The sequence below is a fragment of the Brevibacillus sp. MCWH genome, assembly GCF_013096935.1.
Lineage (GTDB): Bacteria > Bacillota > Bacilli > Brevibacillales > Brevibacillaceae > Brevibacillus > Brevibacillus aydinogluensis.
The window spans coordinates 1-23,179 of sequence record NZ_SDLF01000019.1; the positions used below are offsets into that span (position 1 = coordinate 1).

General features: G+C 58.7%; 21 protein-coding genes. 18 read left to right on the forward strand and 3 right to left on the reverse strand.

Annotated elements, in window-relative coordinates:
- Window positions 1-244: 244 nt before the first annotated feature.
- Complete coding sequence (locus ETC00_RS15215; RefSeq protein WP_171566931.1) at window positions 245-388, reverse strand: hypothetical protein; 144 nt, start codon at window positions 386-388, stop codon at window positions 245-247.
- Between the two features lie 383 nt (window positions 389-771).
- On the opposite strand from ETC00_RS15215, the gene rsmD reads away from it, so the two are divergent.
- Together rsmD and coaD are read left to right on the forward strand one after the other, a co-directional pair.
- On the forward strand, window positions 772-1,380 hold the full coding sequence (gene rsmD, locus ETC00_RS15220) for a 16S rRNA (guanine(966)-N(2))-methyltransferase RsmD (RefSeq protein ID WP_171566932.1): 609 nt from the start codon (window positions 772-774) through the stop codon (window positions 1,378-1,380).
- Window positions 1,377-1,862, forward strand: coding sequence for a pantetheine-phosphate adenylyltransferase (gene coaD, locus ETC00_RS15225; protein WP_171566933.1), 486 nt, complete (start codon window positions 1,377-1,379; stop codon window positions 1,860-1,862). Before rsmD ends, coaD begins: the two co-directional genes overlap by 4 nt.
- Window positions 1,863-1,866: 4 nt before the next feature.
- On the opposite strand, the gene ylbJ is transcribed toward coaD, so the two are convergent.
- Window positions 1,867-3,096 (reverse strand): sporulation integral membrane protein YlbJ, encoded by a 1,230-nt coding sequence (gene ylbJ / locus ETC00_RS15230; RefSeq protein ID WP_171566934.1) that lies wholly within the window; start codon window positions 3,094-3,096, stop codon window positions 1,867-1,869.
- 218 nt (window positions 3,097-3,314) lie between these two features.
- Between ylbJ and ETC00_RS15235 the strand changes: the two genes are divergently transcribed.
- The 12 genes from ETC00_RS15235 to rnc all read left to right on the forward strand — a co-directional run bounded on the left by ETC00_RS15235 (window position 3,315) and on the right by rnc (window position 13,104).
- The gene (locus ETC00_RS15235) at window positions 3,315-4,109 is read left to right on the forward strand and encodes a patatin-like phospholipase family protein (protein WP_171566935.1); all 795 of its coding nucleotides are present in this window, start codon (window positions 3,315-3,317) and stop codon (window positions 4,107-4,109) included.
- Window positions 4,106-5,182 carry a SepM family pheromone-processing serine protease gene (locus ETC00_RS15240; protein ID WP_171566936.1) on the forward strand — a complete coding sequence of 359 codons (1,077 nt, stop codon included), beginning with the start codon at window positions 4,106-4,108 and terminating at the stop codon, window positions 5,180-5,182. Before ETC00_RS15235 ends, ETC00_RS15240 begins: the two co-directional genes overlap by 4 nt.
- 76 nt (window positions 5,183-5,258) lie before the next feature.
- Window positions 5,259-5,774, forward strand: a complete 516-nt coding sequence (locus tag ETC00_RS15245; RefSeq protein ID WP_171566937.1) for a YceD family protein — start codon at window positions 5,259-5,261, stop codon at window positions 5,772-5,774.
- Between the two features lie 139 nt (window positions 5,775-5,913).
- Window positions 5,914-6,084, forward strand: a complete 171-nt coding sequence (gene rpmF, locus ETC00_RS15250) for a 50S ribosomal protein L32 (protein WP_171566938.1) — start codon at window positions 5,914-5,916, stop codon at window positions 6,082-6,084.
- A gap of 257 nt (window positions 6,085-6,341) precedes the next feature.
- Window positions 6,342-6,926, forward strand: coding sequence for a transcription factor FapR (gene fapR, locus ETC00_RS15255; protein WP_171566939.1), 585 nt, complete (start codon window positions 6,342-6,344; stop codon window positions 6,924-6,926).
- A 22-nt stretch (window positions 6,927-6,948) separates the two neighbouring features.
- On the forward strand, window positions 6,949-7,956 hold the full coding sequence (gene plsX, locus ETC00_RS15260) for a phosphate acyltransferase PlsX (RefSeq protein WP_171566940.1): 1,008 nt from the start codon (window positions 6,949-6,951) through the stop codon (window positions 7,954-7,956).
- Between the two features lie 5 nt (window positions 7,957-7,961).
- Window positions 7,962-8,966: a beta-ketoacyl-ACP synthase III gene (locus tag ETC00_RS15265; RefSeq protein ID WP_171567013.1), complete on the forward strand. Its 1,005-nt coding sequence runs from the start codon at window positions 7,962-7,964 to the stop codon at window positions 8,964-8,966.
- A 16-nt stretch (window positions 8,967-8,982) separates the two neighbouring features.
- Window positions 8,983-9,933 (forward strand): ACP S-malonyltransferase, encoded by a 951-nt coding sequence (fabD, locus tag ETC00_RS15270; RefSeq protein ID WP_171566941.1) that lies wholly within the window; start codon window positions 8,983-8,985, stop codon window positions 9,931-9,933.
- On the forward strand, window positions 9,927-10,667 hold the full coding sequence (gene fabG, locus ETC00_RS15275; RefSeq protein ID WP_171566942.1) for a 3-oxoacyl-[acyl-carrier-protein] reductase: 741 nt from the start codon (window positions 9,927-9,929) through the stop codon (window positions 10,665-10,667). The genes fabD and fabG overlap by 7 nt, the downstream gene beginning before the upstream one ends.
- 88 nt (window positions 10,668-10,755) lie before the next feature.
- Window positions 10,756-10,989 carry an acyl carrier protein gene (locus tag ETC00_RS15280; protein WP_171566943.1) on the forward strand — a complete coding sequence of 78 codons (234 nt, stop codon included), beginning with the start codon at window positions 10,756-10,758 and terminating at the stop codon, window positions 10,987-10,989.
- 138 nt (window positions 10,990-11,127) lie between these two features.
- Window positions 11,128-12,363 (forward strand): beta-ketoacyl-ACP synthase II, encoded by a 1,236-nt coding sequence (fabF, locus tag ETC00_RS15285; RefSeq protein WP_171566944.1) that lies wholly within the window; start codon window positions 11,128-11,130, stop codon window positions 12,361-12,363.
- A gap of 54 nt (window positions 12,364-12,417) precedes the next feature.
- Window positions 12,418-13,104, forward strand: coding sequence for a ribonuclease III (gene rnc / locus ETC00_RS15290; protein WP_305792675.1), 687 nt, complete (start codon window positions 12,418-12,420; stop codon window positions 13,102-13,104).
- 59 nt (window positions 13,105-13,163) lie between these two features.
- Here rnc and ETC00_RS15295 read toward each other — a convergent pair whose 3' ends face one another.
- On the reverse strand, window positions 13,164-14,948 hold the full coding sequence (locus ETC00_RS15295) for a sigma 54-interacting transcriptional regulator (protein WP_171566946.1): 1,785 nt from the start codon (window positions 14,946-14,948) through the stop codon (window positions 13,164-13,166).
- Between the two features lie 270 nt (window positions 14,949-15,218).
- Between ETC00_RS15295 and ETC00_RS15300 the strand changes: the two genes are divergently transcribed.
- From ETC00_RS15300 to smc, 4 genes are all read left to right on the forward strand, one after another.
- A complete protein-coding gene (locus tag ETC00_RS15300; protein WP_249178837.1) occupies window positions 15,219-16,373 on the forward strand; it encodes an amidohydrolase family protein in 1,155 nt (384 codons plus the stop codon).
- An 11-nt stretch (window positions 16,374-16,384) separates the two neighbouring features.
- Window positions 16,385-17,713 carry an APC family permease gene (locus ETC00_RS15305; RefSeq protein WP_171566948.1) on the forward strand — a complete coding sequence of 443 codons (1,329 nt, stop codon included), beginning with the start codon at window positions 16,385-16,387 and terminating at the stop codon, window positions 17,711-17,713.
- 40 nt (window positions 17,714-17,753) lie between these two features.
- A complete protein-coding gene (locus ETC00_RS15310) occupies window positions 17,754-19,103 on the forward strand; it encodes a glutamine synthetase family protein (protein WP_230077096.1) in 1,350 nt (449 codons plus the stop codon).
- Window positions 19,104-19,603: 500 nt separating this feature from the next.
- Window positions 19,604-23,176 carry a chromosome segregation protein SMC gene (gene smc / locus ETC00_RS15315; protein ID WP_171566949.1) on the forward strand — a complete coding sequence of 1,191 codons (3,573 nt, stop codon included), beginning with the start codon at window positions 19,604-19,606 and terminating at the stop codon, window positions 23,174-23,176.
- Window positions 23,177-23,179: the final 3 nt, after the last annotated feature.

The window sequence follows — 23,179 nt, forward strand, 5'->3', positions numbered from 1 at the left end:
CCACTTTGCGAGGACTGAAAAAAGTGACAATGCAGGCGATGCTTGTCTTTGCTTGTATGAATTTAAAAAAACTGGCCAATTGGCTATGGAAGGCAGGCAAAGGGAGGCACAATGCCTTTCATTTTCGCTTCATTTTCGAATACATACAGGACAAAAACTCCCTCGACTGCCAATGGTAACGAGGGAGTTTGTCTGCAATCTGAGCCAGCCGTTTCTTACGTACGGCTGGCTTTCCGTCATTCATTTACTGCCCGTGTTTGATCACTTCGGACTTGTCGGCTTCAGACTGCATGCGGCGCGCCTCTTCCTTGCCGATGCCTGTGCGGTCGGCGAGGGACTGGGCGGCAGCGGCTTCCTGTTTTTGTTTCGACGGCTGTTTTTCTGCCATGGAGTCTGCCTCCTTTTTAACGGATAGTGTGCCGCCCGGATCACAAAAAAATACCTCACCGCCATTGGCGATGAGGCAGCGGTTTAACTTCTCCCTCAGGGAGATCGGCCACGGCATGCTCCTATCAGACACGCAGTGCGCCAAAGTAAACCGCCTTTCAATTATGGGAGAGGAGAAACCGGAGGAAGAGCTTATGGGGAAACGTAAGTCTTCTCCGCGGTTGTCAGCGACACCGTTGCGTCGCTATCCATATTCTTTGCCAGAACTTCCATCTCTTATACATGCACGGCGCAATTTTTTTCCACGGCACAATTTTACGCAGCAGACCGGTTGTGTTAGTATGAAATCATTCTCATTCTCCATACATACAAAGGTGAGGCATTATGCGAGTCATCGCAGGTGAACACAAGGGACGCAGGCTGTTGGCCGTCCCCGGCAAAAGCACGCGGCCCACGACGGACAAGGTGAAGGAATCCATTTTCAATATGATCGGCCCGTACTTTTCCGGCGGCTGGGCGCTCGATCTCTACGCCGGAACCGGCGGGCTGGGGATCGAAGCGCTCAGCAGGGGAGCGGAACGGGCCATTTTTGTGGAACGGGACGCGAAAGCACATGCGGTCGTCAAGCAAAACATCGCTGCCTGCCGGCTGGAAGACCGTTCCGAGCTGTACCGCACGGATGCGTCTCGGGCGCTGAAGGCACTGGGGAGACGTGGGGTCGCGTTTGACCTGGTCTTTCTCGATCCGCCATATGCCCAGCAAAACATCGTCGCGGACATCCGTGTCATGCAGGAACTGGGTTTGCTCGCTGACGGGGCGTGGATCGTGGCGGAACACGACAGCGACATCCGCCTGCCGGAAACGATTGGCCGCTGTGCAGTGGAGCGCGTCGCCACCTATGGGGAGACGACGGTGACGCTCTATGCCCACGAATTGGAAAAAGACGATCAAGCCGAGCAAACGGCGTCGGAAGGAGATGCATCCATCTCATGAACATCGCAGTATGCCCAGGCAGTTTTGACCCTGTGACGAATGGACACCTCGACATCATCACCCGCGGCGCCAACATTTTTGACAAGGTGATCGTAGCGGTGTTGATCAATGCCAAGAAACAGTCCTTGTTCAGTGTGGAAGAACGCATCGAACTGCTGCGCGAGGCGACAGCCGGATTGGACAACGTCGAAGTGGAGTCCTTCAACGGCCTGTTGATCGATTACGTTCGCCAGCGTCAGGCACGGGCGGTGATCCGCGGACTGCGGGCCGTCAGCGATTTTGAGTACGAGATGCAGATGGCTTCCATCAACAAAAAGCTGGATGACCATGTTGAGACGCTGTTCATGATGACGAGCCATCAGTATTCGTTTCTCAGTTCCAGCATCGTCAAGGAACTGGCCCGATACAGCGCCGACGTGAGCGACCTGGTGCCGCCGGTTGTGGAGCGTGCGCTGCGCGCCAAATTTGCTGCACAACCCTGAGCGATCAGTGTATCTGGTGCCTGTTGGCAAGACGCACGAGCAGACTGAGCAGGGCCAATGCAGCGAGAATCACGGCCGCGAGCAGTCCGGAGTGCAGCAGCGTATCCCACCAGTCCATGACCGGAATCCCGGACGTAGACGGCAGAAAGACCGGGATGCTGCTTCCCTTGAACCAGGAAGATGCGGTGAGCGGTTCCCACGCCAAATAGGTAAGCACAGCCGAAAGGATCGCGTGAATGGCGCGGGCGAGCAGGTACGGCGCCACCCTGAGATCCGTCTGGCTGAGGATGCTGGCCACCTGGGCATGCACGCTCAAGCCGCCCCAGGAGATGACCGCGCTGGCGATGACCGCCTGCCAGATCAGCGGGACGGATGGGGGGACTTCACTTGCGGCCTGTGCGCCAAGCGTGACCTCGAACAGCCCGGCAATGATCCCGTTGGAGAGGGCGGGCGGCAGACCGATTGGACCGAGCAGCACCGCCAGCAGGCTGCTCAAAAACCGGGTCAGATTGATGGCGGAAAACAGCTGAATCAGGACGGAAAAGACGATAATGAAGCCGCCGATCATCAGCAGCGTGTGCAGGGCAGACTGGACTGCTTCCCCCATCAGCCGCCCAAACGGCCGGCGGTCGCGCAGCCGCGCCCGATGCATCGCCTGCAGCGCCCGGAGCGGGAGAGGGAGCTGGTTCTTTTCCAGCGCCCTGCTCATGGGAGCGTACGGGGAGTAAAAGCGGTACAAGAGCCCGATCAGGACGGCTGAGACGTAATGGCTGAACGCGAGGACGACCCCGACCTGCTCACTGTGAAAGAAGCCGATGGCGACCGCGCCGATGACGAAAAGCGGGTCCCCTGTCGTGGTAAACGACACGAGCCGTTCCCCTTCCGCCTGGGTCACGCTGCCCTGTTCACGCAAGCGGGTCGTCAGCTTGGCCGCGACGGGATAGCCGGAGGCAAAGCCCATCGTCAGGACGAAGCCGCCCGTCCCCGGTACGTTGAAGAGCGGGCGCATCAACGGTTCCAAAAGCACGCCGGCGAAGTGGACGACCCCGACGCCCATCAAAATTTCGGAAAGAACGATAAACGGCAGGGTGGAGGGAAACACCACCTCCCACCAGATTTTCAAACCGCGGAGCGCCGCCTCAAACGACATCTGCGGGTGCGACACCAAAATGACGACGAGGGCAATGGCCGACAAGGCGAGCAGCAGTGTAAGAATCGGAGAGCGGCGTGACATAGCTACCTCCTGTACCAGCGAATGAGCAAAGGGAAACCCGGCAGGTCGTGCATCCGGCCTGGCCGTGCCGCAGTGCTCATGGGCAGCGAGGCAGGTCCGGCGACCGGCCGAGATAGTACATGTCTACGTGACCGAATCAAAAACTATGCTCCGCCCGTCTGCTTTGTCCGAAAGGATTGGCGGTACCCTGCATACGTTTGTGAGAGGGGGAGAGGCGCATGGGAACTACGAGAAAACCGAAAGTGGGACTGGCGCTCGGCTCGGGAGGAGCACGCGGATTGGCCCACATCGGTGTGTTGAAGGCACTGGAGGCACACGGCATTAAAGTTGACATGCTGGCCGGCAGCAGCATGGGCAGCTTGATCGCCGCCGTGTACGCTAACGGCATCGAGCCGCACATGATGGAAAAACTGGCGTTGAATCTGAAGCGAAAACATTGGCTGGATCTAACCGTTCCCGGCATGGGGTTTGTCGCGGGGGAAAAGATCAAGCAGTTGATCCGCCTGCTGACCCATGGCAAACGTATCGAGGAACTGTCCAAGGAGTTGGCTGTGGTCGCGACCGACATCGAGACCGGGGAACGTGTCGTCTTTCGGGAGGGGCCGGTGGATCAGGCTGTGCGGGCGAGCATTTCCATCCCGGGCATTTTTGTGCCCGAACGGGTGGGAGACCGCCTGCTGGTGGACGGCGGGGTCATCGATCGGGTGCCGATCACGGTCATTCGCGACATGGGTGCCGATCTCGTCATCGCTGTCGATGTCGCCCAGTTTGACACGCCGATGAAGGTGACGACGATTTTTGACGTGATCGCCCAGACGATCGACGTCATGGAGCGGGAGATTTTGCGGCATCAGATTTTGGCTGCCGATCTCGTAATCCGTCCCGATGTTGGACATTATAGCAGTATCGCGTACACCGGCGTGGAGGAGATTATCGCCCTCGGCGAACGCGCCGGACTGGACTCTGTGGAACGGATCAAGGAATTGATCGCCGACTGGGAGGCAAAACAATGAGTGAGGAGAGGCTGATTACACGCAACCGGTCGGGCCGGGGGTCCCATTCCATACCCTGGCTGTTTGTGTTGGCCGTCGTCCTGTTGGGCACGGTGTTTTTCGTGCCGACGCCGTACTATGTGACGCGGCCCGGTTCCGCCATTGAACTGGCCCCGATGATTGACGTCGAGGGTGGGAAAAAGGACGAATCAGGGGCGTTCATGTTGACGACGGTCAGGATGGGGGAAGCCAATCTCGCCTGGTATCTCTACGCCCAGCTGTCTCCCAATGCGGAACTGATGAAAAAGGAACTGGTCGTGGGCAGCGGCGAGAGCAACGAAGATTTTACGAGACGGGAATTGGCCGTGATGGACAATTCCCAGAAAATCGCGGAAGCTGTTGCGTTCCGCCTGGCCGGATACGACGTAAAGATCGAGAACCAGGGCGTGTGGGTGATGGGCACGATCGAGGGCATGCCGGCAAAAAACGTGCTGCAGATCGGTGACGTGATCGTGGCGGTGGACGGCCGACCGACGCGCGAAGCCAAGGATCTGCTCCAATACCTGTCGACCAAAAAGCAGGGCGATCAGGTGGAAGTGACGCTGATCCGTGACGGCAGGGAGGAAAAGCGCACGTTGACCCTGGCACCGCTGCCGGATTCCAAAACGCCCGGACTTGGCATCCGTCCCGACAACAAGCAGGAAATCATCGTCCCCAAGCAGGTCAGCATCTCTAGCCAAGGCATTGGCGGTCCGTCGGCGGGGCTGATGATGACGCTGGAGATTTACGACCAGTTAAACCAGGAGATTGACTTGACGCGGGGATACAAGGTTGCCGGGACGGGTACAATCTCGCCGGACGGTTCAGTTGGCCGCATCGGCGGCATCAACCACAAGGTCGTGGCTGCGGACGAGGCGGGCGCTGACATCTTCCTGGCGCCGGACGATGCCGAGGGGCCGGTGTCCAATTACCAGGAGGCGCTGGAGACGGCCAAGCGGATCGGATCCCGGATGCGGGTGGTCCCGGTCAAAACCGTGGACGACGCGCTGGCTTTCCTCAAGGCGCAAAAACCAAAGGGCTCGTATAGCGAATGAGCTGTCAAGGAAAAATGGTTGACAAAGCAAAGGGCAAAGGCTATAATCATCCTTGTTGTGCTTGAGGTGAAAAGGTGTGAACATCAAAGTAAGCGATTTGGACCATCTAAAAGGCGAGCCGCTGCCGTTTCGGCTGACGTTGGACGCTGACGAACTGAAGCGCCGCCATCAGGAGATTCGCGGGCTCACCCCTGTCGAAGTGAGCGGCGAGGCAGCCAAACTGGGCAATCTCTATTACGTGAAAGGCGAGATGAAGTCAGACGTTGACTTTGTCTGCGCGCGATGCCTGAAGCCTTTTACCCGGCACACGGCCGTGCCTTTTGCGGAAACCTTCGCCCCCGCTGAATCAGCGGAGGATGAAGACCAAGACAGCGACATTTTGCCGCTGGAAGGCGACGAGATCGAGTTGAAGCCGCTGCTGCAGGAAGATTTCCTGCTCGCCATCCCTGCTTTTCCCCTCTGCGAGGAGGAATGCAAAGGATTGTGTCCCGAGTGCGGAGTAAACCGGAACGAGCAGGCGTGCGAGTGCAAACATGAGCGGATCGATCCGCGGTTGGCCGGACTGGCTGATTTCTTCAAGGACAGCAAGTAATTGCGTGTGTTTTCAAGATGGGATTGCCGATCCCTCGATCGAGCGTCTCATTTTTGAAGGATGGCGGAAGCGTTCGCGCCTGTACCATCCACCTAATAGAGCTTCTTAGCATGTGCCAATTGAAGGAGGTGTAAGGAAGATGGCAGTACCTTTTCGGAGAACTTCCAAAACCCGTAAAAGAATGCGTCGTACGCACTTCAAATTAGAGATTCCTGGCATGATCAAATGCGATAACTGTGGCGAATACAAGCTTGCGCATCGCGTTTGCCCGAGCTGCGGACACTATAAAGGTGTAAAAGTAGCGAAGTAAGAAAAGGCAGGGTGAGAAATCACCTTGCTTTTTTCATGACGAAGTGTCCAGGAGGGAAGCGCTGCTTTCCATCCGCATGAGAGAGCCGAGCGTCGAATCGCTCATCATGCACATCGGTGGTCGGGGGACATCTGTCCCGATTTAGCCGACTGCGGCGATCTTTGCTTGTCATTCCGCCGCTTCTCCCTTATACTTGATTAGGACCTGGTATTAAAAACTACTCGCAAGTTATGCGATTGAATACGGATGCCGAGGGGGTGTTACCCATCGCCCGCTTGCCAAAAAAAGACCGCCAGACTCGTTTGGTGCAGACGCTTCAGGAAAATCCCTTCGCCACTGACGAGGATCTGGCAGAGTTGTTTCAAGTCAGCATACAAACAATACGGTTGGACCGTTTGGAGCTGGGCATCCCGGAACTGCGGGAGCGAATCAAGTCGGTGGCGGAAAGAAGCCTGGACCCGGTCAAATCACTGGGGATTGACGAAGTGATCGGGGAGATTGTCGACTTGCAGCTCGACGTTCAGGCCATCTCCGTGTTGGAAATCAAAGAAGAACACGTTTTTGCACGGACGCAAATCGCCCGTGGACACTACATATTCGCCCAGGCCAACTCGCTGGCGGTGGCGGTCATCGACGCCGACGTGGCGCTGACCGCTTCTGCCCGCATCCGCTTTATCCGTCCGGTACGGCTGGGGGAAAAGCTGGTGGCTAAGGCCGTTGTGCGCAGCCGAAACGGGGACGAATGCAAAGTGCGGGTGGAGACCAAGGTGCAGGGAGAACTGGTCTTTACCGCTACGTTCCGCGTCGTCGGCATGTCCGATGTCGCAAAGCGAAATGGATGAGAGCATTAAGGAGGAGTCACGGTTGCGAATTGCATTGGATGCGATGGGAGGCGACAACGCGCCGCGCAGCACGGTGCTGGGCGCTTTGCAGGCGGTCAGGGAGAATTCGTCACTTGAGATCGTGCTGGTCGGCGACGAGCAGGCGATCCGGCGCGAACTTCCGGGAGAGCTTCCTGCAGGATTGGAAATCCACCCGGCGTCGGAAGTCATTGAACCTGACGACGAACCAGTACGGGCTGTCCGGCGCAAAAAAGGGGCGTCGCTCGTGGTGGCCGTCGAACTGGCCCGGGAAGGAAAAGTGGACGCTGCCATTTCGGCGGGCAATACGGGAGCGTTGATGACGGCCGGCCTGTTGTACGCCGGACGTATGGAAGGAATCGAGCGGCCGGCGCTGGCGGCATTCATCCCCAATATCAAGGGGAGGGCAACGCTGACGCTTGACGTGGGAGCCAACATGGACGCCAAGCCCCATCATCTCTTCCAGTACGCCGTGATGGGCAGCCTGTACGCGGAAAAAGTGCTCGGCTTCGAACGTCCGACGGTCGGTCTCTTGAACGTCGGAACAGAAGAGGGCAAAGGAAACGAACTGACCAAGGCCGTCTTTCCGCTGCTGGCGCGGACCGACCTGCACTTCGTCGGCAACGTGGAGGCGCGCGACGTGATGCAGGGAGCATGCGATGTGTTGGTTTGCGACGGCTTTGTCGGCAATGTGCTGTTGAAAGCGATGGAAGGCACCGCTTCTACCATCTTTTCCTTGCTCAAGCAGGAATTTACTTCCAGCCTGATTAATAAAGTAGGTGCGGCCATGTTGAAACCGAGCCTGGTCCGCTTCAAGCAGCGGATGGATTACGCCGAATACGGCGGCGCTCCGCTGCTGGGACTGCGCCGGCCTGTGATCAAGGCGCACGGATCGTCTGACGAGCGTGCGATCAAAAACGCGATAGCCAGTGCTGTCCGTTTTGTTGCTGAGGATGTGAACGGTTTTATCCAGGACGCACTACAGAAAAACCAATCGGGAGAAAGCGAGTGAAACCAATGAAGGAATTGCGCCCCGTAGGGATTTTGGCGACAGGTTCCTACACGCCGGAGAGAGTGTTGACCAATTTTGATCTGGAAAAAATGGTGGAAACGTCTGATGAGTGGATCGTCACTCGCACCGGGATTCGCGAGCGCCGCATCAGCGCACCGGATCAGGCGTCCTCCGATCTGGCGTACGAAGCAGCCAAAAATGCGCTGGCGAAAGCTGGGATCAGTCCGGAAGAGCTGGACATGATCATCGTAGCCACCGTTACACCCGACATGATGTTCCCGTCGACGGCCTGCATCCTGCAGGAGAAACTGGGCGCTTCCCGCGCAGCCGCGCTGGACGTTTCGGCGGCCTGCACCGGGTTCCTTTACGGGATCGCCACGGGCAGCCAGTTCATTGCCAACGGACTGTACCGCTACGTGCTCGTCGTCGGGGTGGAAACCCTGTCCAAAATCACAAACTACAAGGACCGCAACACCTGCGTTCTGTTTGGCGACGGTGCCGGTGCGGCCCTGCTCGGACCGGTGGGCGAGGGCTTCGGATTCCAGGCGTTTGAGCTGGGCGCTGACGGTTCCGGCGGACCGCTCCTGTGTATGCCTGCGGGCGGGTCGCGGATTCCGGCCTCCAGCGAATCGGTGGAAAAAAACCTGCACTACATCTCGATGACCGGCAGTGAAGTGTTCAAATTCGCCGTCCGCGTCATGAATTCGGCGACGGAAGCGGTGCTGGAGAAGTCGGGGACACCGAAAGAAGCGATCGACCTGCTGGTTCCCCACCAGGCCAACAAACGGATTATCGACGCAGCCATCCAGCGCTTCGGCTTGTCGGAGGACAAAGTGGCGATCAACCTGGACCGCTACGGCAACATGTCGTCCGCGTCCATTCCCGTCGCGCTGGACGAAGCGGTGGCAGAGGGGCGCCTGAAAGAAGGCGACAACGTCGTCCTCGTCGGCTTCGGCGGAGGACTGACATGGGGTGCAGCCCTGTTGAAGTGGTCCACCACACCGGCTTAAAGGAGGAAATCGTGCAATGAGCAAAGTGGCTTTTGTCTTCCCGGGACAGGGGTCCCAGTTCGTCGGAATGGGTCGGTCGCTTGCCGAACAGTCCGCAGCTGCCCGCGAAGTGTTTGAACGTGCAGACGAAGCGCTCGGCTTTTCGCTGTCGTCGCTCTGCTTTGAAGGACCGGAAGAAGAGCTGCGGCTGACGGTCAACACGCAGCCGGCAATCCTGACGACCAGCGTCGCGGTTCTGGCCGCGCTTCGCGAGCAACGACCGGACGTGGCGCCCGATTACGTGGCCGGACACAGCCTGGGCGAGTATTCGGCGCTGGTGGCCGCCGAGTCGATGGCATTCGCCGACGCAGTGAAAGTGGTCCGCGCCCGCGGTCAATTCATGGAGGAGGCTGTGCCAGCCGGTCAGGGAGCGATGGCAGCCGTGCTCGGCATGGACCGGCAGGCCCTGCAGGACGTCTGCGAAACGGTGACTGCATCAGGTCACCCCGTCCAGCCCGCCAATATGAACGGCCCCGGACAGATCGTGATCTCCGGTACGGCGGAGGGTGTGCGGCTGGCCGGTGAGCAGGCGAAAGCGGCCGGCGCCAAACGCGTTCTGCCGCTCAACGTCAGCGGCCCGTTCCACTCCAGTCTGATGCAGCCAGCGGCGGAGCGGCTTAAGGGCGTGCTGGCCAACATTGACGTGAAAGACGCTCGGGTGCCGGTGGTGGCAAATGTATCGGCCCGTCCGGAGACGGCAGCGGCGGCAATTGTCGACAACCTCGTGAAGCAGGTGGCCGCTCCGGTACTGTGGGAGGATTCCGTCCGCTGGATGGCGGAACAGGGCGTTACCACCTTTGTGGAGATCGGCCCGGGCAAAGTGCTGGCTGGCCTGATCAAAAAGATTGCGCCGACGGGGACGACGATCGTTTCCGTTCAGGATATGGAATCGTTACATGAACTGTTGAACGGAGGGGTATTATGCTAGCAGGCAAAACCGCGCTGGTCACCGGCGCTTCCCGCGGAATCGGCCGCGCGATTGCACTGCGGCTGGCGGAAGCGGGAGCCAACGTCGTGGTCAACTACGCCGGCAGTGAGGCGGCGGCTGCGGAAACAGTGGCCAAGGTAAAGGAACTGGGGCGCGAGGCGATCATGATTCGTGCCAACGTGGCCAATGCCGAAGAAGTAAACGAGATGTTCAAAGAGGCGCTGGAGCGCTTCGGTACGATTGACATTCTCGTCAACAACGCTGGCATCACGCGCGACAATCTGCTGATGCGGATGAAAGAGGAAGAGTGGGACGAGGTGATCTCCACCAACCTGAAAGGCGTCTTCAACTGCCTGAAAGCGGCCACCCGTCCCATGATGAAACAGCGTTCCGGCAAGATAATCAATATCACTTCTGTCGTCGGCGTGCTGGGCAATCCCGGCCAAGCCAACTACGTGGCAGCCAAGGCCGGCGTAATCGGATTGACGAAGACGGCCGCGCGTGAGCTGGCATCCCGCGGCATTACCGTAAACGCGGTCGCCCCCGGTTTTATCGACACGGACATGACTGCGAACCTGCCCGAGGACGTCAAGGCGTCCATGCTGGGCCAGATTCCGTTGGGCCGACTCGGCCAGGCGGACGACATCGCCGGGGTGGTTCTGTTCCTCGCCTCGGACGCGGCCAACTACATGACCGGCCAAACCCTGCACGTCGACGGCGGCATGTACATGTAAGGCGCACGCGTATAAGCAGCAAGAGCCTGACTCAACTGGTGTTTTGCAGGCTCATCCACTATAATACGGGGAGAGGGGGTGAAGCAAAATGGCAGACACGTTGGAACGTGTGAAGAAAATCATCGTCGATCGTCTGGGTGTAGAGGAATCCAAGGTGACTTTGGAAGCTTCTTTCAAAGATGACTTGGGTGCCGACTCCCTGGATGTAGTGGAACTCGTAATGGAACTGGAAGACGAGTTCGATATGGAAATCTCTGACGAAGACGCTGAAAAAATCACTACTGTTGGTGAGGTTGTAGCTTACATAGAATCTCACAAGTAGTCTGTTCAGTGGAAGTCCCGTGTCACGCGGGACTTCTCCCTTCACACACCCGGCTCGATTTTGCCGCAGAGCTTTCCAACCGTAACCAGGCGAAGAACAAGGAAGCGGAGAGCTGACTTACACATAGAGGTGATCGTAATGAAACGACGAGTGGTGATTACCGGTGTCGGCGTCATCTCCCCCGTGGGTAATGACGCGAAGACCTTCTGGAACAGCTTGCTGGAAGGAAAATCGGGAATCGGGCGCATCACGGCATTTGACGCCTCCGACTACCCTACGCAGATTGCGGGGGAAGTAAAGGATTTCAATCCCGAGGCGTACCTGGACAAGAGGGAAATCCGACGTACAGACCGATTCGTTCAGTTTGCGTTGGCTGCCACCAAAATGGCGATGGAAGACGCCAAGTTGGAGATTACGGCTGAGAATGCGGAACGCGTGGGTGTATACATCGGATCAGGTATCGGCGGTCTGACTACCTGGGAAGAGCAGCACCTGGTGCTGTTGGAAAAGGGACCGCGCCGTGTCAGCCCGTTTTTTATCCCGATGATGATCGCCAACATGGCATCCGGAGCCGTCTCCATCCAGTACGGAGCAAAAGGGCCGACGTCCAGCGCAATTACCGCGTGCGCGACGGGGACGAACGCAATCGGAGATGCCTTCCGGCTGATCCAGCACGGTCACGCCGACGCGATGATCACCGGCGGTGCGGAAGCGACGATCCGGCCGATGGCGTTTGCCGGTTTCTGTTCCGCCAAAGCGATGTCCACCCGCAACGACGAGCCGGAAAAGGCGAGCCGTCCGTTTGACATCGACCGCGACGGGTTCGTCATGGGCGAAGGAGCGGGCGTGCTCATTCTCGAAGAGCTGGAGCACGCGAAAAAGCGGGGAGCAACCATTTTGGCGGAAGTGATCGGCTACGGCATGAGTGCGGACGCCTACCACATCACCGCCCCGTCACCGGAGGGGCAGGCCCGCTGCATGAGAAACGCGCTGCGTGACGCCGGTATTGAACCGACGGATGTGGATTATATTAATGCACACGGCACCTCTACGGATCAAGGTGACATTTCCGAAACGCAGGCGATCAAGAGCGTGTTTGGCGACCATGCCTACAAGCTGGCGGTCAGCTCGACCAAGTCGATGACCGGTCACATGCTCGGGGCGACCGGAGGTGTGGAAGCGATTGCGTCGGCGTTGGCGCTGCGCGATCAGATTCTCCCGCCGACGATCAACCTGGAGAACCCCGATCCTGAGTGCGACCTCGACTACGTACCCAATCAAGCGCGCAAGGCGGACGTGAAGGTAGCCATGTCCAACTCGTTTGGGTTTGGCGGTCACAATGCCACGATCGTCTTGAAGCGGTTTGAGGCATAAATGGTTCCTGCCGGAAAGAAGCGCAGGAAGTCTTCAAGAATGGTGGTGAGCGTCATGAACTTCTCGGAGCTGCAAGAAACCATCGGTATTCGATTTCGCGACGAGAACGTATTGCGGCAAGCCTTCACCCATTCTTCCTATGTCAATGAGCAGCGCGGCAAGCGCATCCAGGACAACGAGCGGCTGGAGTTTCTCGGCGATGCCGTCCTGGAACTGACCGTTTCGCAATTTCTCTACAAGACCTTCCCCAAAATGAGCGAAGGAGAAATGACGAAACTGCGGGCAGCGATTGTCTGCGAGCCGTCATTGGTCAAATTTGCCGAACTGCTAAACTTTGGCGATCTCGTTCTGCTGGGAAAAGGGGAAGAACTGACAGGCGGCCGGCAGCGGCCCGCGCTACTGGCGGACGTGTTTGAGGCGTTTATTGGCGCGCTTTACCTTGATCAGGGACTGGACGCAGTCTTTCACTTCATGGAAAAGTACGTCTATCCGCGAGTGGACAAGGGCGAGTTTGCCCAGGTCACCGACTTCAAGAGTCAGCTTCAGGAGTTCGTCCAGCAGGATAACCTGGGGGAAATTCAGTACCGCATCGTGGAGGAAAAGGGGCCGGCGCACAACCGGGAGTTTGTGTCCGAAGTGCTCCTGAACAACCGTCCGCTCGGCATGGGCAGCGGGCGATCCAAAAAAGAGGCGGAACAGCAGGCGGCTGCCCGGGCGTTGATCAAACTGGGAGCGAAGTAGATCGCCCGCTGATTCGTGAGAAAACCCGTTCTCCCCATGAGGGAAAACGGGTTTTTTTGTTAGGCTTGCTTTTTGGTCATGCCGTACTTTTTTAGCTTGTAGTTGAGATGTTGGCGGGAAATTCCCAGCCGCTCCCCCGCCTTGGTGATGTTTCCGTTGGTTTCGCGCAGGGCCTGGCGGATCAGCTCCTGCTCCAGCCGAGCGACTTGTTGCTCCAGACTGCCGGAGAGGCGAATCGGCGCGGTAACTGCCTGCGGCGCATCCGGAAAAGCGTCAGGGAGCTGCCGGATGATCATCTCGCGAAACGCGTACGGCAGGTGTTCGAACCGGATCGGGCCGTCGTCGTACATGAGATTGAGGCAGCCCTCGATCACGTGCTCCAACTGGCGGACATTGCCCGGCCAGGCGAACGCCAGCAGGTGGCTGTAAACGTCCGGATCGATGCCGGTCACCTTCACGTCAAGCGCTCTGCCATGCTTGGCCAGAAACGCGTCGATCAGGGCCGGAATGTCCTCCCTTCGCTTGCGCAGCGGCGGGATGTACAGGTTGACCACGCTCAGACGGTAAAACAAATCTTCACGAAGCCGCCCATGCCGGATGGCCTCCAGCGGATCTTCATTGATCGTGGCGATAATCCGCACATCCACGTCCACGACCTTGGCCGATCCCAGCCTTTGACATTTTTTCTCCTGCAAGACGCGCAAAAGCTTTGCCTGCAGATTGGGGCTCATCGCATTCAGTTCGTCCAGCAGCAGCGTGCCGCCGTTGGCCTGCTCAAACAGGCCCGGCCTGTCCACCGCCCCCGTAAAACTGCCCGGAGCGGTCCCAAAGAGCAGACCTTCCAGCAAACCTTCCGGCAGGGCCGCGCAGTTTTGCGCGATAAACGGTGCCGATCGCCGCGGACTTTCGTTGTGAATGCTCTGTGCAAATAACTCCTTTCCCGTGCCCGTCTCGCCGATGATCAGCACGGAGGAAGAAGAGCGTGCCGCCCGTCTCGCCTGTTCTACAATGTGTCCCATCTCGCGGCTGACGTAGACGATGTCCGTGAAACGGAAACGCGTCTGGTTCTGCCTGGGGAGCGGCCGGGGGGAGGCGGGCTTCGTCTCGTCCGCCTTGCGGAGCTGTTGGATGGATTCGGCCAGCTGCTTTTGCTCCGTGATGTCCCGCAAGACCTGAATCGCGCCCCGTTTCTGCTCGCCCACAAACAGGGGAGTGGTGCGGGAGAGCGTGGTCACTGCCCGGCCGTTCGGGGTAAAGTGCGTCTCCCGATGGTGCAGCGTTTTGGACAGTTTCATCGCCACCAATAGCGGGTTGGACTGCTCGTCGAGCGCGGGCCACACGTCAAACATGCGCCTGCCCCTGACTGACGCCGGCTCGCGAAGGTCGATCTCCCCCATCTTCCGGTTGTAAAAGAGGACCCGCCCCTCCGTGTTGACCACAAAGACCCCTTCCTCCAGTTCGTCCAGCACGGCGTCGTACAGGAGCTTGACTTCGTTCATGGCTTGCAGCTGGTATTTCAACTGCTGCTGCTGAGTCATGTTCTTAAGGATGATCACATATCGCGTCTGCTCCAGGTCGCGATAGAGCGGGACCACGTTGGCAATCAACTCCTGGGTGCCGATGCAGACGGAGATGCCGGTCGTTTCCTTGTCCGCCTTGAGATACCGGCCAAATGACCTGTCACCCAGCAATTCGCAGAGGGAGACACCGGCGAAATCCCCGGGGCCGAGCGAAAACAAGCGCATGGCCGAACGGTTGAGGTCCAGCACGCTGCCTTCCTCATCGACGATCACCATGCACTCAAAGCAGGCGTTCCACACGTCGTTGAGCGCAATCACAGTCATGGTGAAAAAAGCCCCCCTCTGGCGCAAAATGTTTGTCGTTTTGCCGGAAACGCCGTTTCAAAACAGCAGCATTCCTGACTTCACTATAGCTTCACTATAGGATCGTTTATCCAAATATTCAATAGATTCAAAAATATTTTGCGCAAAATTTTTTTCGGCGCTCTTTTTTTGTCGCTTTACTCCCTTGCAAAAACGCCTAAATGCCGAAGGAGCAGCTGGCATGCAGATTGCTTCCCGTAACGTGTGACAGCCCCTGAAAGGAGGATCATGATGACACTGGATCTGCGTCCCATCAAGGCGGTGGACGTCCACTGCCACCCGTATCTGCAGCAGGCATCCCCGCTGTCGCCTGCAGAATTTGTTCGCAAGCTGTCCTTATCCGTTGTTCCCGGCATGTTCCAAACCGTGGAACGCGGCCACCCCAAGCAGCCCGTTCCCGGAACCAACATGTACACGCAGATCACCATTCAGCGCTTGGCAGCGTATTACGGCTGTGATCCGGTGCTGGAAGAGGTGGTGGCCTGTCGCAATCGGCTGGCGAGCGATCCGCGGGAGTATACCCGGGCCTTGTTCCGTGACGCCAACATCGCCGGACTGCTGCTGGATTTCGGCTATCCGCAGCCGCGCCTGTCCGAGGAGGCATACGCCGACATGACGGGCGTGCCGTATTGGGAAGTGTACCGCATCGAGCCGGTCATGGTCAGGCTGCGGGAGGAGTGCAGGGAGTTTGGTTCGTTTGCCGAGCGGTATCGGGCCGATCTGCGCGAGGCGTTGAAAGGGGAGCGCATTCTCGGTTTGAAAACGATCATCGCCTACCGCAGCGGTCTGGAGATCGGCCCGATGGACGAGCGGGCGGCAGCGGAGGAGTACGCGGCATTCTGCTCTGATCCGCGGGCGACCGTTAAGGCGTTGCGCGATTACTGTCTGCACGTCGCCCTGGAAGAATGTACGGCAGCCGACAAGGCGATGCATATCCATACCGGCGTGGGCGACGGCGAGGTCGTGCTGACCAAGGCGAACCCCGCCAGGCTTATGAATCTTCTGCGCGACAAGAAGTACATCGACACAAAGGTGCACCTTGTCCACGGCGGTTATCCGTGGGTGGAGGAGGCAGCCTTTATCGCCAGTGTACTGCCCCGTGTCTATCTGGACATTTCCCTGCAGAATCCGTTTATCGGCCACGGGGTGGAGCGGATTCTCTCGCACGTCTTTGAATTTGCGCCGTTTTCCAAGGTGATGTACGGTTCGGACGCGTTTACCCTGCCGGAGATGAATTGGCTGGGCGTGCACTTGTTCAAGGAGTGCTTCACGCGCGTGCTGGAAGGGTGGATTGCGCGTGACTACATGGATGCCGACGTGGCCCTGCACATTGCCGAAGGGGTGCTGTACCGCAATTTTACCGAGGTGTACGAGATTGCCTGGTGAGGTGGGCTAGCATGATTGAGCAATTCGGTTACAAGCAGGAGTTGAAAAGAGCGCTCAGCTTTTGGGATCTGCTCGTGTACGGCTTGATCTTCATGGTGCCGATTGCGCCATTCGGCGTGTACGGCTACGTTGCCGATGCCTCGAAAGGGATGGTGGCGCTGGCATACCTGATCGGCATGGCCGGGATGATTTTTACGGCGTTGAGCTATGCGCGCATGTCTGAGGCGTTTCCCGTCGCTGGTTCGGTCTACGCGTACGCGCAGCGCGGCATCCACGAAACCGTGGGCTTCTTTTCCGGCTGGGCAATCCTGCTGGACTACATCCTCATCCCTTCCCTCTGTTACGTGGTGAGCGCCAACGCGCTGACTTCCCTGGTTCCGACGATTCCCGCCTGGGTCTGGATCGTGCTGTTTCTCGCCGTCAACACGGTCATCAACGTGCGCGGCGTGGAGTTCACGGCGAGAGCCAACAAGATCATGCTGATCATCCTGTTCGCCGTGCTGGTGTTGTTTTTGATCGCCGGCGTCACCGCGCTGCTGGGGAGCGGCGGTTTTACCGTCAAGCCGATCTATGACGCGGAACATTTTGACCTGAATCTGGTGATGAGTGCAGTCTCCATCGCAGTTCTCTCCTTTCTCGGGTTTGACGCGATATCCACGCTCTCCGAAGAGGTCAAAGGGGGCAGCAAGGCGGTCGGGCGGGCAAGCGTGACAGCACTCTTCACCGTCGGTTTTCTGTTTATCGCGCAGACCTGGGTGGCGAGCGATCTGGGGCGAGGCATGCAGTTTGACAGTCTCGATACGGCTTTCTACGAAATCGCCGGTGCCGCCGGAGGAGTGTGGCTGAAGACGGTGTCCATCCTCGCCACTGTTTTGTCGTGGGGCATCTCTGCGGCGCTGGTGGCGCAGGCGGCCATATCCCGCATTCTGTTTTCGATGGGGCGCGACCGCAAACTTCCCGCTGTTTTGGCCAAGGTCCATCCCCGGTACCAAACGCCCTACGTGAGCACCGTGCTTGTCGCGGTGGTGTCGCTGATCGTCAGTCTCGGCTTTCAAGACCACATGCCGCTGCTCACCAATCTGGTCAACTTCGGGGCGCTCACCAGTTTTGTGGTGCTCCATCTGTCCGTCATTGTCCATTTCACCATTCGCCAAAAATCCCGGCAGGTTGTCGCTCATTTGCTCTGTCCACTGATCGGTATGAGCGTAATCGCCTACGTGCTGACCTCCATGGATCCGCTGGCGATCAAGGCGGGAATCGCCTGGCTGGCGCTGGGGGCAGTGTACCTCTTCATCCGCAGCCGCGTGTTCAAGGACAAGTCAACGACGCTGGAATTGTAAGCCGTTTCGCATGCAGCACCTTACAGGAAAGGAGAGACGCATGATGTACACAGCAGACGATGTCATGAAGATTGTAAAGGAACAGGAGATTGAATTCATTCGCGTGGAGTTTCTGGACTACGCCGGGTTGATCCGAGGCAGAACGATTCGCCCGGACAATTTGCGGGATGCGATGGAGAGAGGCATCAACTTCAGCACGGCCATCATGAGTTTCGACAGCTTCGACGAGTACATTCCCAACCCGATGTACGGGGCCGGGGACGGTGATTTCTTCGCCGTTCCGGATCCAGCTACCTTTGTCATCCTGCCCTACCGCAGAAAAACCGCCCGCATGCTTTGCGACCTGGTGGACGAAAACGGCGACCCCTGGCCGGGCTGTCCCCGCCATGCGCTGAAGCGGCTGCTGAAGGAAGTGGAGTCGGTCATGGGCGGCAGGATGTACATGGCTTACGAGCAGGAGGCCTACCTGTTACGAGAGGAAAACGGCCGGCTCGTCCCCGCCGACGACAGCCACTGTTTTTCTCCTGACGGCGTCGATATCCAGGAGGATTTCGTGCAATCGTTCGTCCACGCGCTGGAGGCGATGGGCGTGAGGACTGAACAGATTTCCAGCGAATACGGACCGGGTCAACTGGAAGTCAACCTGCGCTACACGCATGCTTTACAGGCGACGGATGACCAGGTGACGTTCAAGCAGGTGTTCAAGCAGATCGCGCGCGACAAGGGACTGATCGGCACACTGATGCCCAAGCCGTTCGAGCACCTGGCCGGCAGTGGCCTGCACGTGCACATCAGCCTGTACAACGACGCGGGAGAGAACCTGTTCGCCGACAACACTGACCCGCGTGGACTGGATTTGTCGGAAAAGGCGTACCATTTTATCGGCGGCCTGCTCAAACACGGCCGCTCCCTGATCGCCATCGGAGCGCCGAGCATCAATTCGTACAAGCGGATGCGGCCGGGCACGTGGGCGCCGGCCCACATCTGCTACGGCGCAGGCAATCGCTCCGTCCTGGTGCGCATCCCGGAGAAGCGGCGTACTCGCCGGTTTGAATTCCGCGGGGGAGACGGCACCTGCAATCCATACCTGCTGTCAGCCTGTCTCGTGGCCGCCGGTCTCGACGGCATTCACAACCGCATTCATCCCGGCGAGCCGGCGAGCGATGACGTCAGCTGGCTCACTGAGGCGCAGATGCAGGAACGGGGGATTGCCCGCCTGCCGCGGACGCTGGAAGAGGCGGTGGACAGCCTGAGCCAGGACACCATATTGGCCCAGGCGATCGGCCGCGAGATCTGGGAAGAGTATATCAAGATAAAGCGTACGGAATGGGAGAAATACACCCGGCACGTAAGCGACTGGGAACGCCGGCTGTTTGCGCAGCGGTTTTGACCACAAAGGCATACAGGTGAACGAAACAGGCTCTTCTTCGGCGGGATGCCGGAGAGGAGCTTCTTTGTTCTCGACAAACGGCCGTTCTGTGATAAACTATTACAGTTGCAGGCAAGCCTTAAAAACGCTGCCTGCTTCGCGATCGTCTTTTGGCCATTGACATGCTTCTGTTCCGCAGGCGGGACAAGCGGTGCCAGGGAAGACGGACGACAAGAACCATGCGTTAGGCGAAGACTGTTTTTTTCCGTCCGCCAAAAAACCGGCAGCATCGGGTTTGTCTATGTGCCTGGTGGGGAAAGGTCTTCGTTCGGCTGTTATTCTATGGTACACTAATCTCACATTGGGTTTTATGCAGATGACTTGCTCCTGTTTCCCAGCAGGGGCTTTCTTTCAGGGCCCCCGCCCGGCGGCGACACGGGCCCGCTCGGCAGGCGGCAGCGCCGGACGCAGCGGGTGTGTGATCGCATGCGCCGGACGGGTTTTTAAGGAGGACCATCAGTATGTATTTGAAACGCCTGGAACTGGTTGGGTTCAAATCGTTTGCCGACCGGACCGAGTTGGAATTCGTGCCCGGAGTGACGGCTGTCGTCGGGCCGAACGGAAGCGGCAAGAGCAACGTCTCCGACTCGATCCGCTGGGTGCTTGGCGAACAGAGCGCCAAATCGCTGCGCGGGGCAAAGATGGAAGACATCATCTTTGCCGGAAGCGATACGCGCAAGCCGCTCAACTTCGCAGAAGTGACGTTGACGCTGGACAATACCGACCGTTCTCTCGACGTCGAATATACGGAAGTCTCTGTCACCCGCCGGGTCTACCGTTCCGGTGAGAGTGAATACTACATAAACAACCGGGCCTGCCGGCTCAAGGACATCATGGAGCTGTTCATGGACACGGGTCTCGGCAAAGAGGCCTACTCCATCATCGGACAGGGAAAAATCGAGGAGATCTTAAGCACCAAGGCAGAGGATCGCCGCGGCATTTTTGAGGAAGCGGCCGGCATCGTCAAGTACAAGACCCGCAAGCGGGAAGCGGAGAAGAAGCTGGACGAGACGGAACAAAACCTCGTGCGGATTCACGACATCGTCAGCGAAATCAACGAACAGATCGGTCCGCTGAAGGAACAGGCGGACACTGCGCGCAAATATAACGAACTGCGCCAGACGCTGATGGAACACGAGGTGGCGCTCTACGTCCAGCAGATCGAGGCGGCGCACGCCAAATGGGAGGAAGCAAGCCGCCGCGTGCAGGAGCTTCAAGAGCAGTTGGCCTTACAGACGACCCAGGCCTCGAAGCGGGAAGCCGACTTGGAGCAGGCCCGCTTTCACGTCAGCCAAATCGACCAATCCATCGAGGAATTGCAGCAAGTGCTGCTGTCCGTGAGCGAAGAGACGGAGAAAGTGGAAGGTCAGCGGGAAGTGCTCAAGGAACGGCTGCGCAACCTGGCCGCCAACCGGCAGCAGACGATGGAACAGATGCACCGCATCACGGAAAAGCGGCATGCCGTCGAGGCCGAGCTGGCGGAAGGAGAGCAGCTGGTCGAGGAAACCAAGCAGCGCATGGATGATGCCCAGGCGTCGCTGAAGGAGGCGGAAGACCAGTTTGCCGCCATGCTCCAGTCGCTCAGCGACGATGTCGAGCGATTGAAAGGAGACTACTTTGAAAAACTGAATGAGATGGCCAATCTGCGCAACGAAATCCGCCACCAGCAGCAGTTGAGCCAGACCAGCCAGGCCCGGGCGGAGCGGCTGGAGCTGGAAAAAGAGCGGCTCAATCAGGAAGAGGCGGCCCGCCAGACCAAGCTGGCCGAGCTGAACGTACAGCTTCAGGAGATTGACCTGTCGATTCAGGAGACACTGACGCGTTACAAGGAAACGATCGAGCAGATCCGCGAGGGACAAGCCCGTCTGGAGGCGTCCCGCCGGGAACTGCGTCAGTGGGAGCAGAAGCGGGAAGCGGCCAAATCGCGGCGCGACCTGCTGCGGGAGATGCAGGCGGAATTTGCCGGTTTCCAGCAAGGGGTCAAGGAAATCCTCAAGGCTCGCGAGCGCGGCTTCGCAGGGATTCACGGAGCCGTCGCCGAACTGGTCACGGTGCCGGAAAAGTACGAGACTGCCGTAGAGGTGGCATTGGGCGGCGCCCTGCAGAACGTGGTCGTCGAGGACGAAGCGGCCGGCCGGGCAGCCATCGCCTACCTGAAACAGCACAATGCAGGACGGGCTACCTTCCTGCCGCTTGACGTGATTCGGCCGCGCAGCCTGCAGGCGGACGAAAAACGGCTGTTGAGCAGACAGGACGGCGTGGTCGGCATCGCCAGCGAACTGGTCTCGTTTCAGGAGACGTACCGTCCCATTGTCGAATCCCTGTTGGGCAATGTGATTGTTACAGAAACATTGGAGCAGGCCAACCGCGTGGCGCGGGCGCTGAACTACCGCTGCCGCGTCGTCACGCTGGAAGGGGACATCGTCAACGCCGGCGGTTCCATGACCGGGGGCGCGCTGAAAAAGAATACGACCAATCTGCTGGGCCGCAGCCGTCAGGCGGAAGAGCTGGAGGCGCAGATGGCCGAGATCGAAGAGGCCATTGCCGGGCATACTACGCGTATGGAACAACTGGCCGAAGAACTCAAGCGGATCGAGCAGGAGCAGGAGCGGCTTCGCACACAGGGTGAATCGCTGCGGCTGAAGGAACAGGAAGTAAAGGGGCTGTTGCAGCAAACGGAAGCGGAAGGCCGCTCGCTGGCGGAACGGGCCATGCTCGTCGACCAGGACGTGGCCAGCTACCGCCGCGAGATGGAGGAAGCGGGACGGAAACTGGCAGAACTGGAGGCGGCCTTGGCCGTCATGGAAAAAGAAGAAAAGCAGCTGTCCGAACAGATTACCGCAGCCGAAGCAAAGCGGCAGGAACAGCTCGAATCCAAGGAAGAGATGAATCAGAAGATCACCAGCCTGAAGGTGCTGAACGCTCAGGTGAAGCAGGAACACCAGTCCCGCGTGGAGCACTTGGAGCGGCTCGCGGAACAGCGCGCGTCGCTTCTGCGGGAGTGGGGGGAATTGAACCAAACGCTGGCTTCGCTGGACGAGCTGGAGCGGACCAACGAGTCCTCCAGCGGCGAACTGGAGCAAAAGATCACCGAACTGCGGCAGGACAAGGAGCGCGTCGCAGGGCTGATCCAGGAGCGGCGCAGCGAGAGAGCCACCCTCTACCATCAGCAGGAGCAGGTGGAGCAAGAGGTCAGGGAAATCCGCAAGCAGGTGAAGGCGCTCGAGGAAGGACTGCATCAGGAAGAGGTGAAGGCCAACCGCTTCGAAGTGGAACTGGATCATCTCCTGAACAAACTCTCCGAAGAATACGAAATCAGCTACGACCTGGCCAGACAAAAGTACCCGCCCCGCGGCGACATGGCGGAGGAGCACCAGATTGTCAACCGCCTGAAAAAAGAGATTGCCGCGCTGGGGACGGTCAACCTGGGCGCCATCGAAGAGTACGAGCGGCTCAGTGAGCGCCATCAGTTCCTGAGCGCGCAGGAGGCCGATCTGAACGAGGCCAAGACGATGCTCTATCAAGTGATCGAAGAGATGGACACCGAGATGTCCCGCCGTTTCAAAGAGACGTTTGACGCCATCCGGGAACAGTTCCGTGATGTGTTTGTACAGCTGTTCGGCGGAGGCCGCGCCGACCTGATGCTGTCCAATCCGGACAATCTGCTGGAGACAGGGATTGACATTGTCGCACAGCCGCCCGGCAAAAAGCTGCAAAACCTGGCGCTTCTGTCCGGCGGTGAACGGGCGCTGACCGCGATGGCTCTCCTGTTTGCCATTCTTCGGGTCAAGCCGGTGCCGTTTTGCGTGCTGGACGAGGTGGAGGCGGCGCTGGACGAAGCCAACGTCAACCGGTTTGCCGAGTACATGCACCAGTTCAGCAGCCAGACGCAGTTCATCTGCGTCACCCACCGCAAGGGGACGATGGAGAGCGCCGATGTGCTGTACGGGGTGACGATGCAGGAAGGCGGCGTGTCCAAAATCGTCTCGGTCAAGCTGGAAGATACCAAAACATTTATCGAATCCGCTTCGTAAAGG

Excerpts from the sequence above, each read along its gene's own strand:
- ETC00_RS15215 (WP_171566931.1), bottom strand. The coding sequence starts at position 388 with ATGGCAGAAAAACAGCCGTCGAAACAAAAACAGGAAGCCGCTGCCGCC.
- rsmD (WP_171566932.1), top strand. The coding sequence starts at position 772 with ATGCGAGTCATCGCAGGTGAACACAAGGGACGCAGGCTGTTGGCCGTC.
- coaD (WP_171566933.1), top strand. The coding sequence starts at position 1,377 with ATGAACATCGCAGTATGCCCAGGCAGTTTTGACCCTGTGACGAATGGA.
- ylbJ (WP_171566934.1), bottom strand. The coding sequence starts at position 3,096 with ATGTCACGCCGCTCTCCGATTCTTACACTGCTGCTCGCCTTGTCGGCC.
- ETC00_RS15235 (WP_171566935.1), top strand. The coding sequence starts at position 3,315 with ATGGGAACTACGAGAAAACCGAAAGTGGGACTGGCGCTCGGCTCGGGA.
- ETC00_RS15240 (WP_171566936.1), top strand. The coding sequence starts at position 4,106 with ATGAGTGAGGAGAGGCTGATTACACGCAACCGGTCGGGCCGGGGGTCC.
- rpmF (WP_171566938.1), top strand. The coding sequence starts at position 5,914 with ATGGCAGTACCTTTTCGGAGAACTTCCAAAACCCGTAAAAGAATGCGT.
- ETC00_RS15265 (WP_171567013.1), top strand. The coding sequence starts at position 7,962 with ATGAAGGAATTGCGCCCCGTAGGGATTTTGGCGACAGGTTCCTACACG.
- fabD (WP_171566941.1), top strand. The coding sequence starts at position 8,983 with ATGAGCAAAGTGGCTTTTGTCTTCCCGGGACAGGGGTCCCAGTTCGTC.
- fabG (WP_171566942.1), top strand. The coding sequence starts at position 9,927 with ATGCTAGCAGGCAAAACCGCGCTGGTCACCGGCGCTTCCCGCGGAATC.
- ETC00_RS15280 (WP_171566943.1), top strand. The coding sequence starts at position 10,756 with ATGGCAGACACGTTGGAACGTGTGAAGAAAATCATCGTCGATCGTCTG.
- fabF (WP_171566944.1), top strand. The coding sequence starts at position 11,128 with ATGAAACGACGAGTGGTGATTACCGGTGTCGGCGTCATCTCCCCCGTG.
- rnc (WP_305792675.1), top strand. The coding sequence starts at position 12,418 with ATGAACTTCTCGGAGCTGCAAGAAACCATCGGTATTCGATTTCGCGAC.
- ETC00_RS15295 (WP_171566946.1), bottom strand. The coding sequence starts at position 14,948 with ATGACTGTGATTGCGCTCAACGACGTGTGGAACGCCTGCTTTGAGTGC.
- ETC00_RS15300 (WP_249178837.1), top strand. The coding sequence starts at position 15,219 with ATGACACTGGATCTGCGTCCCATCAAGGCGGTGGACGTCCACTGCCAC.
- ETC00_RS15305 (WP_171566948.1), top strand. The coding sequence starts at position 16,385 with ATGATTGAGCAATTCGGTTACAAGCAGGAGTTGAAAAGAGCGCTCAGC.
- ETC00_RS15310 (WP_230077096.1), top strand. The coding sequence starts at position 17,754 with ATGATGTACACAGCAGACGATGTCATGAAGATTGTAAAGGAACAGGAG.
- smc (WP_171566949.1), top strand. The coding sequence starts at position 19,604 with ATGTATTTGAAACGCCTGGAACTGGTTGGGTTCAAATCGTTTGCCGAC.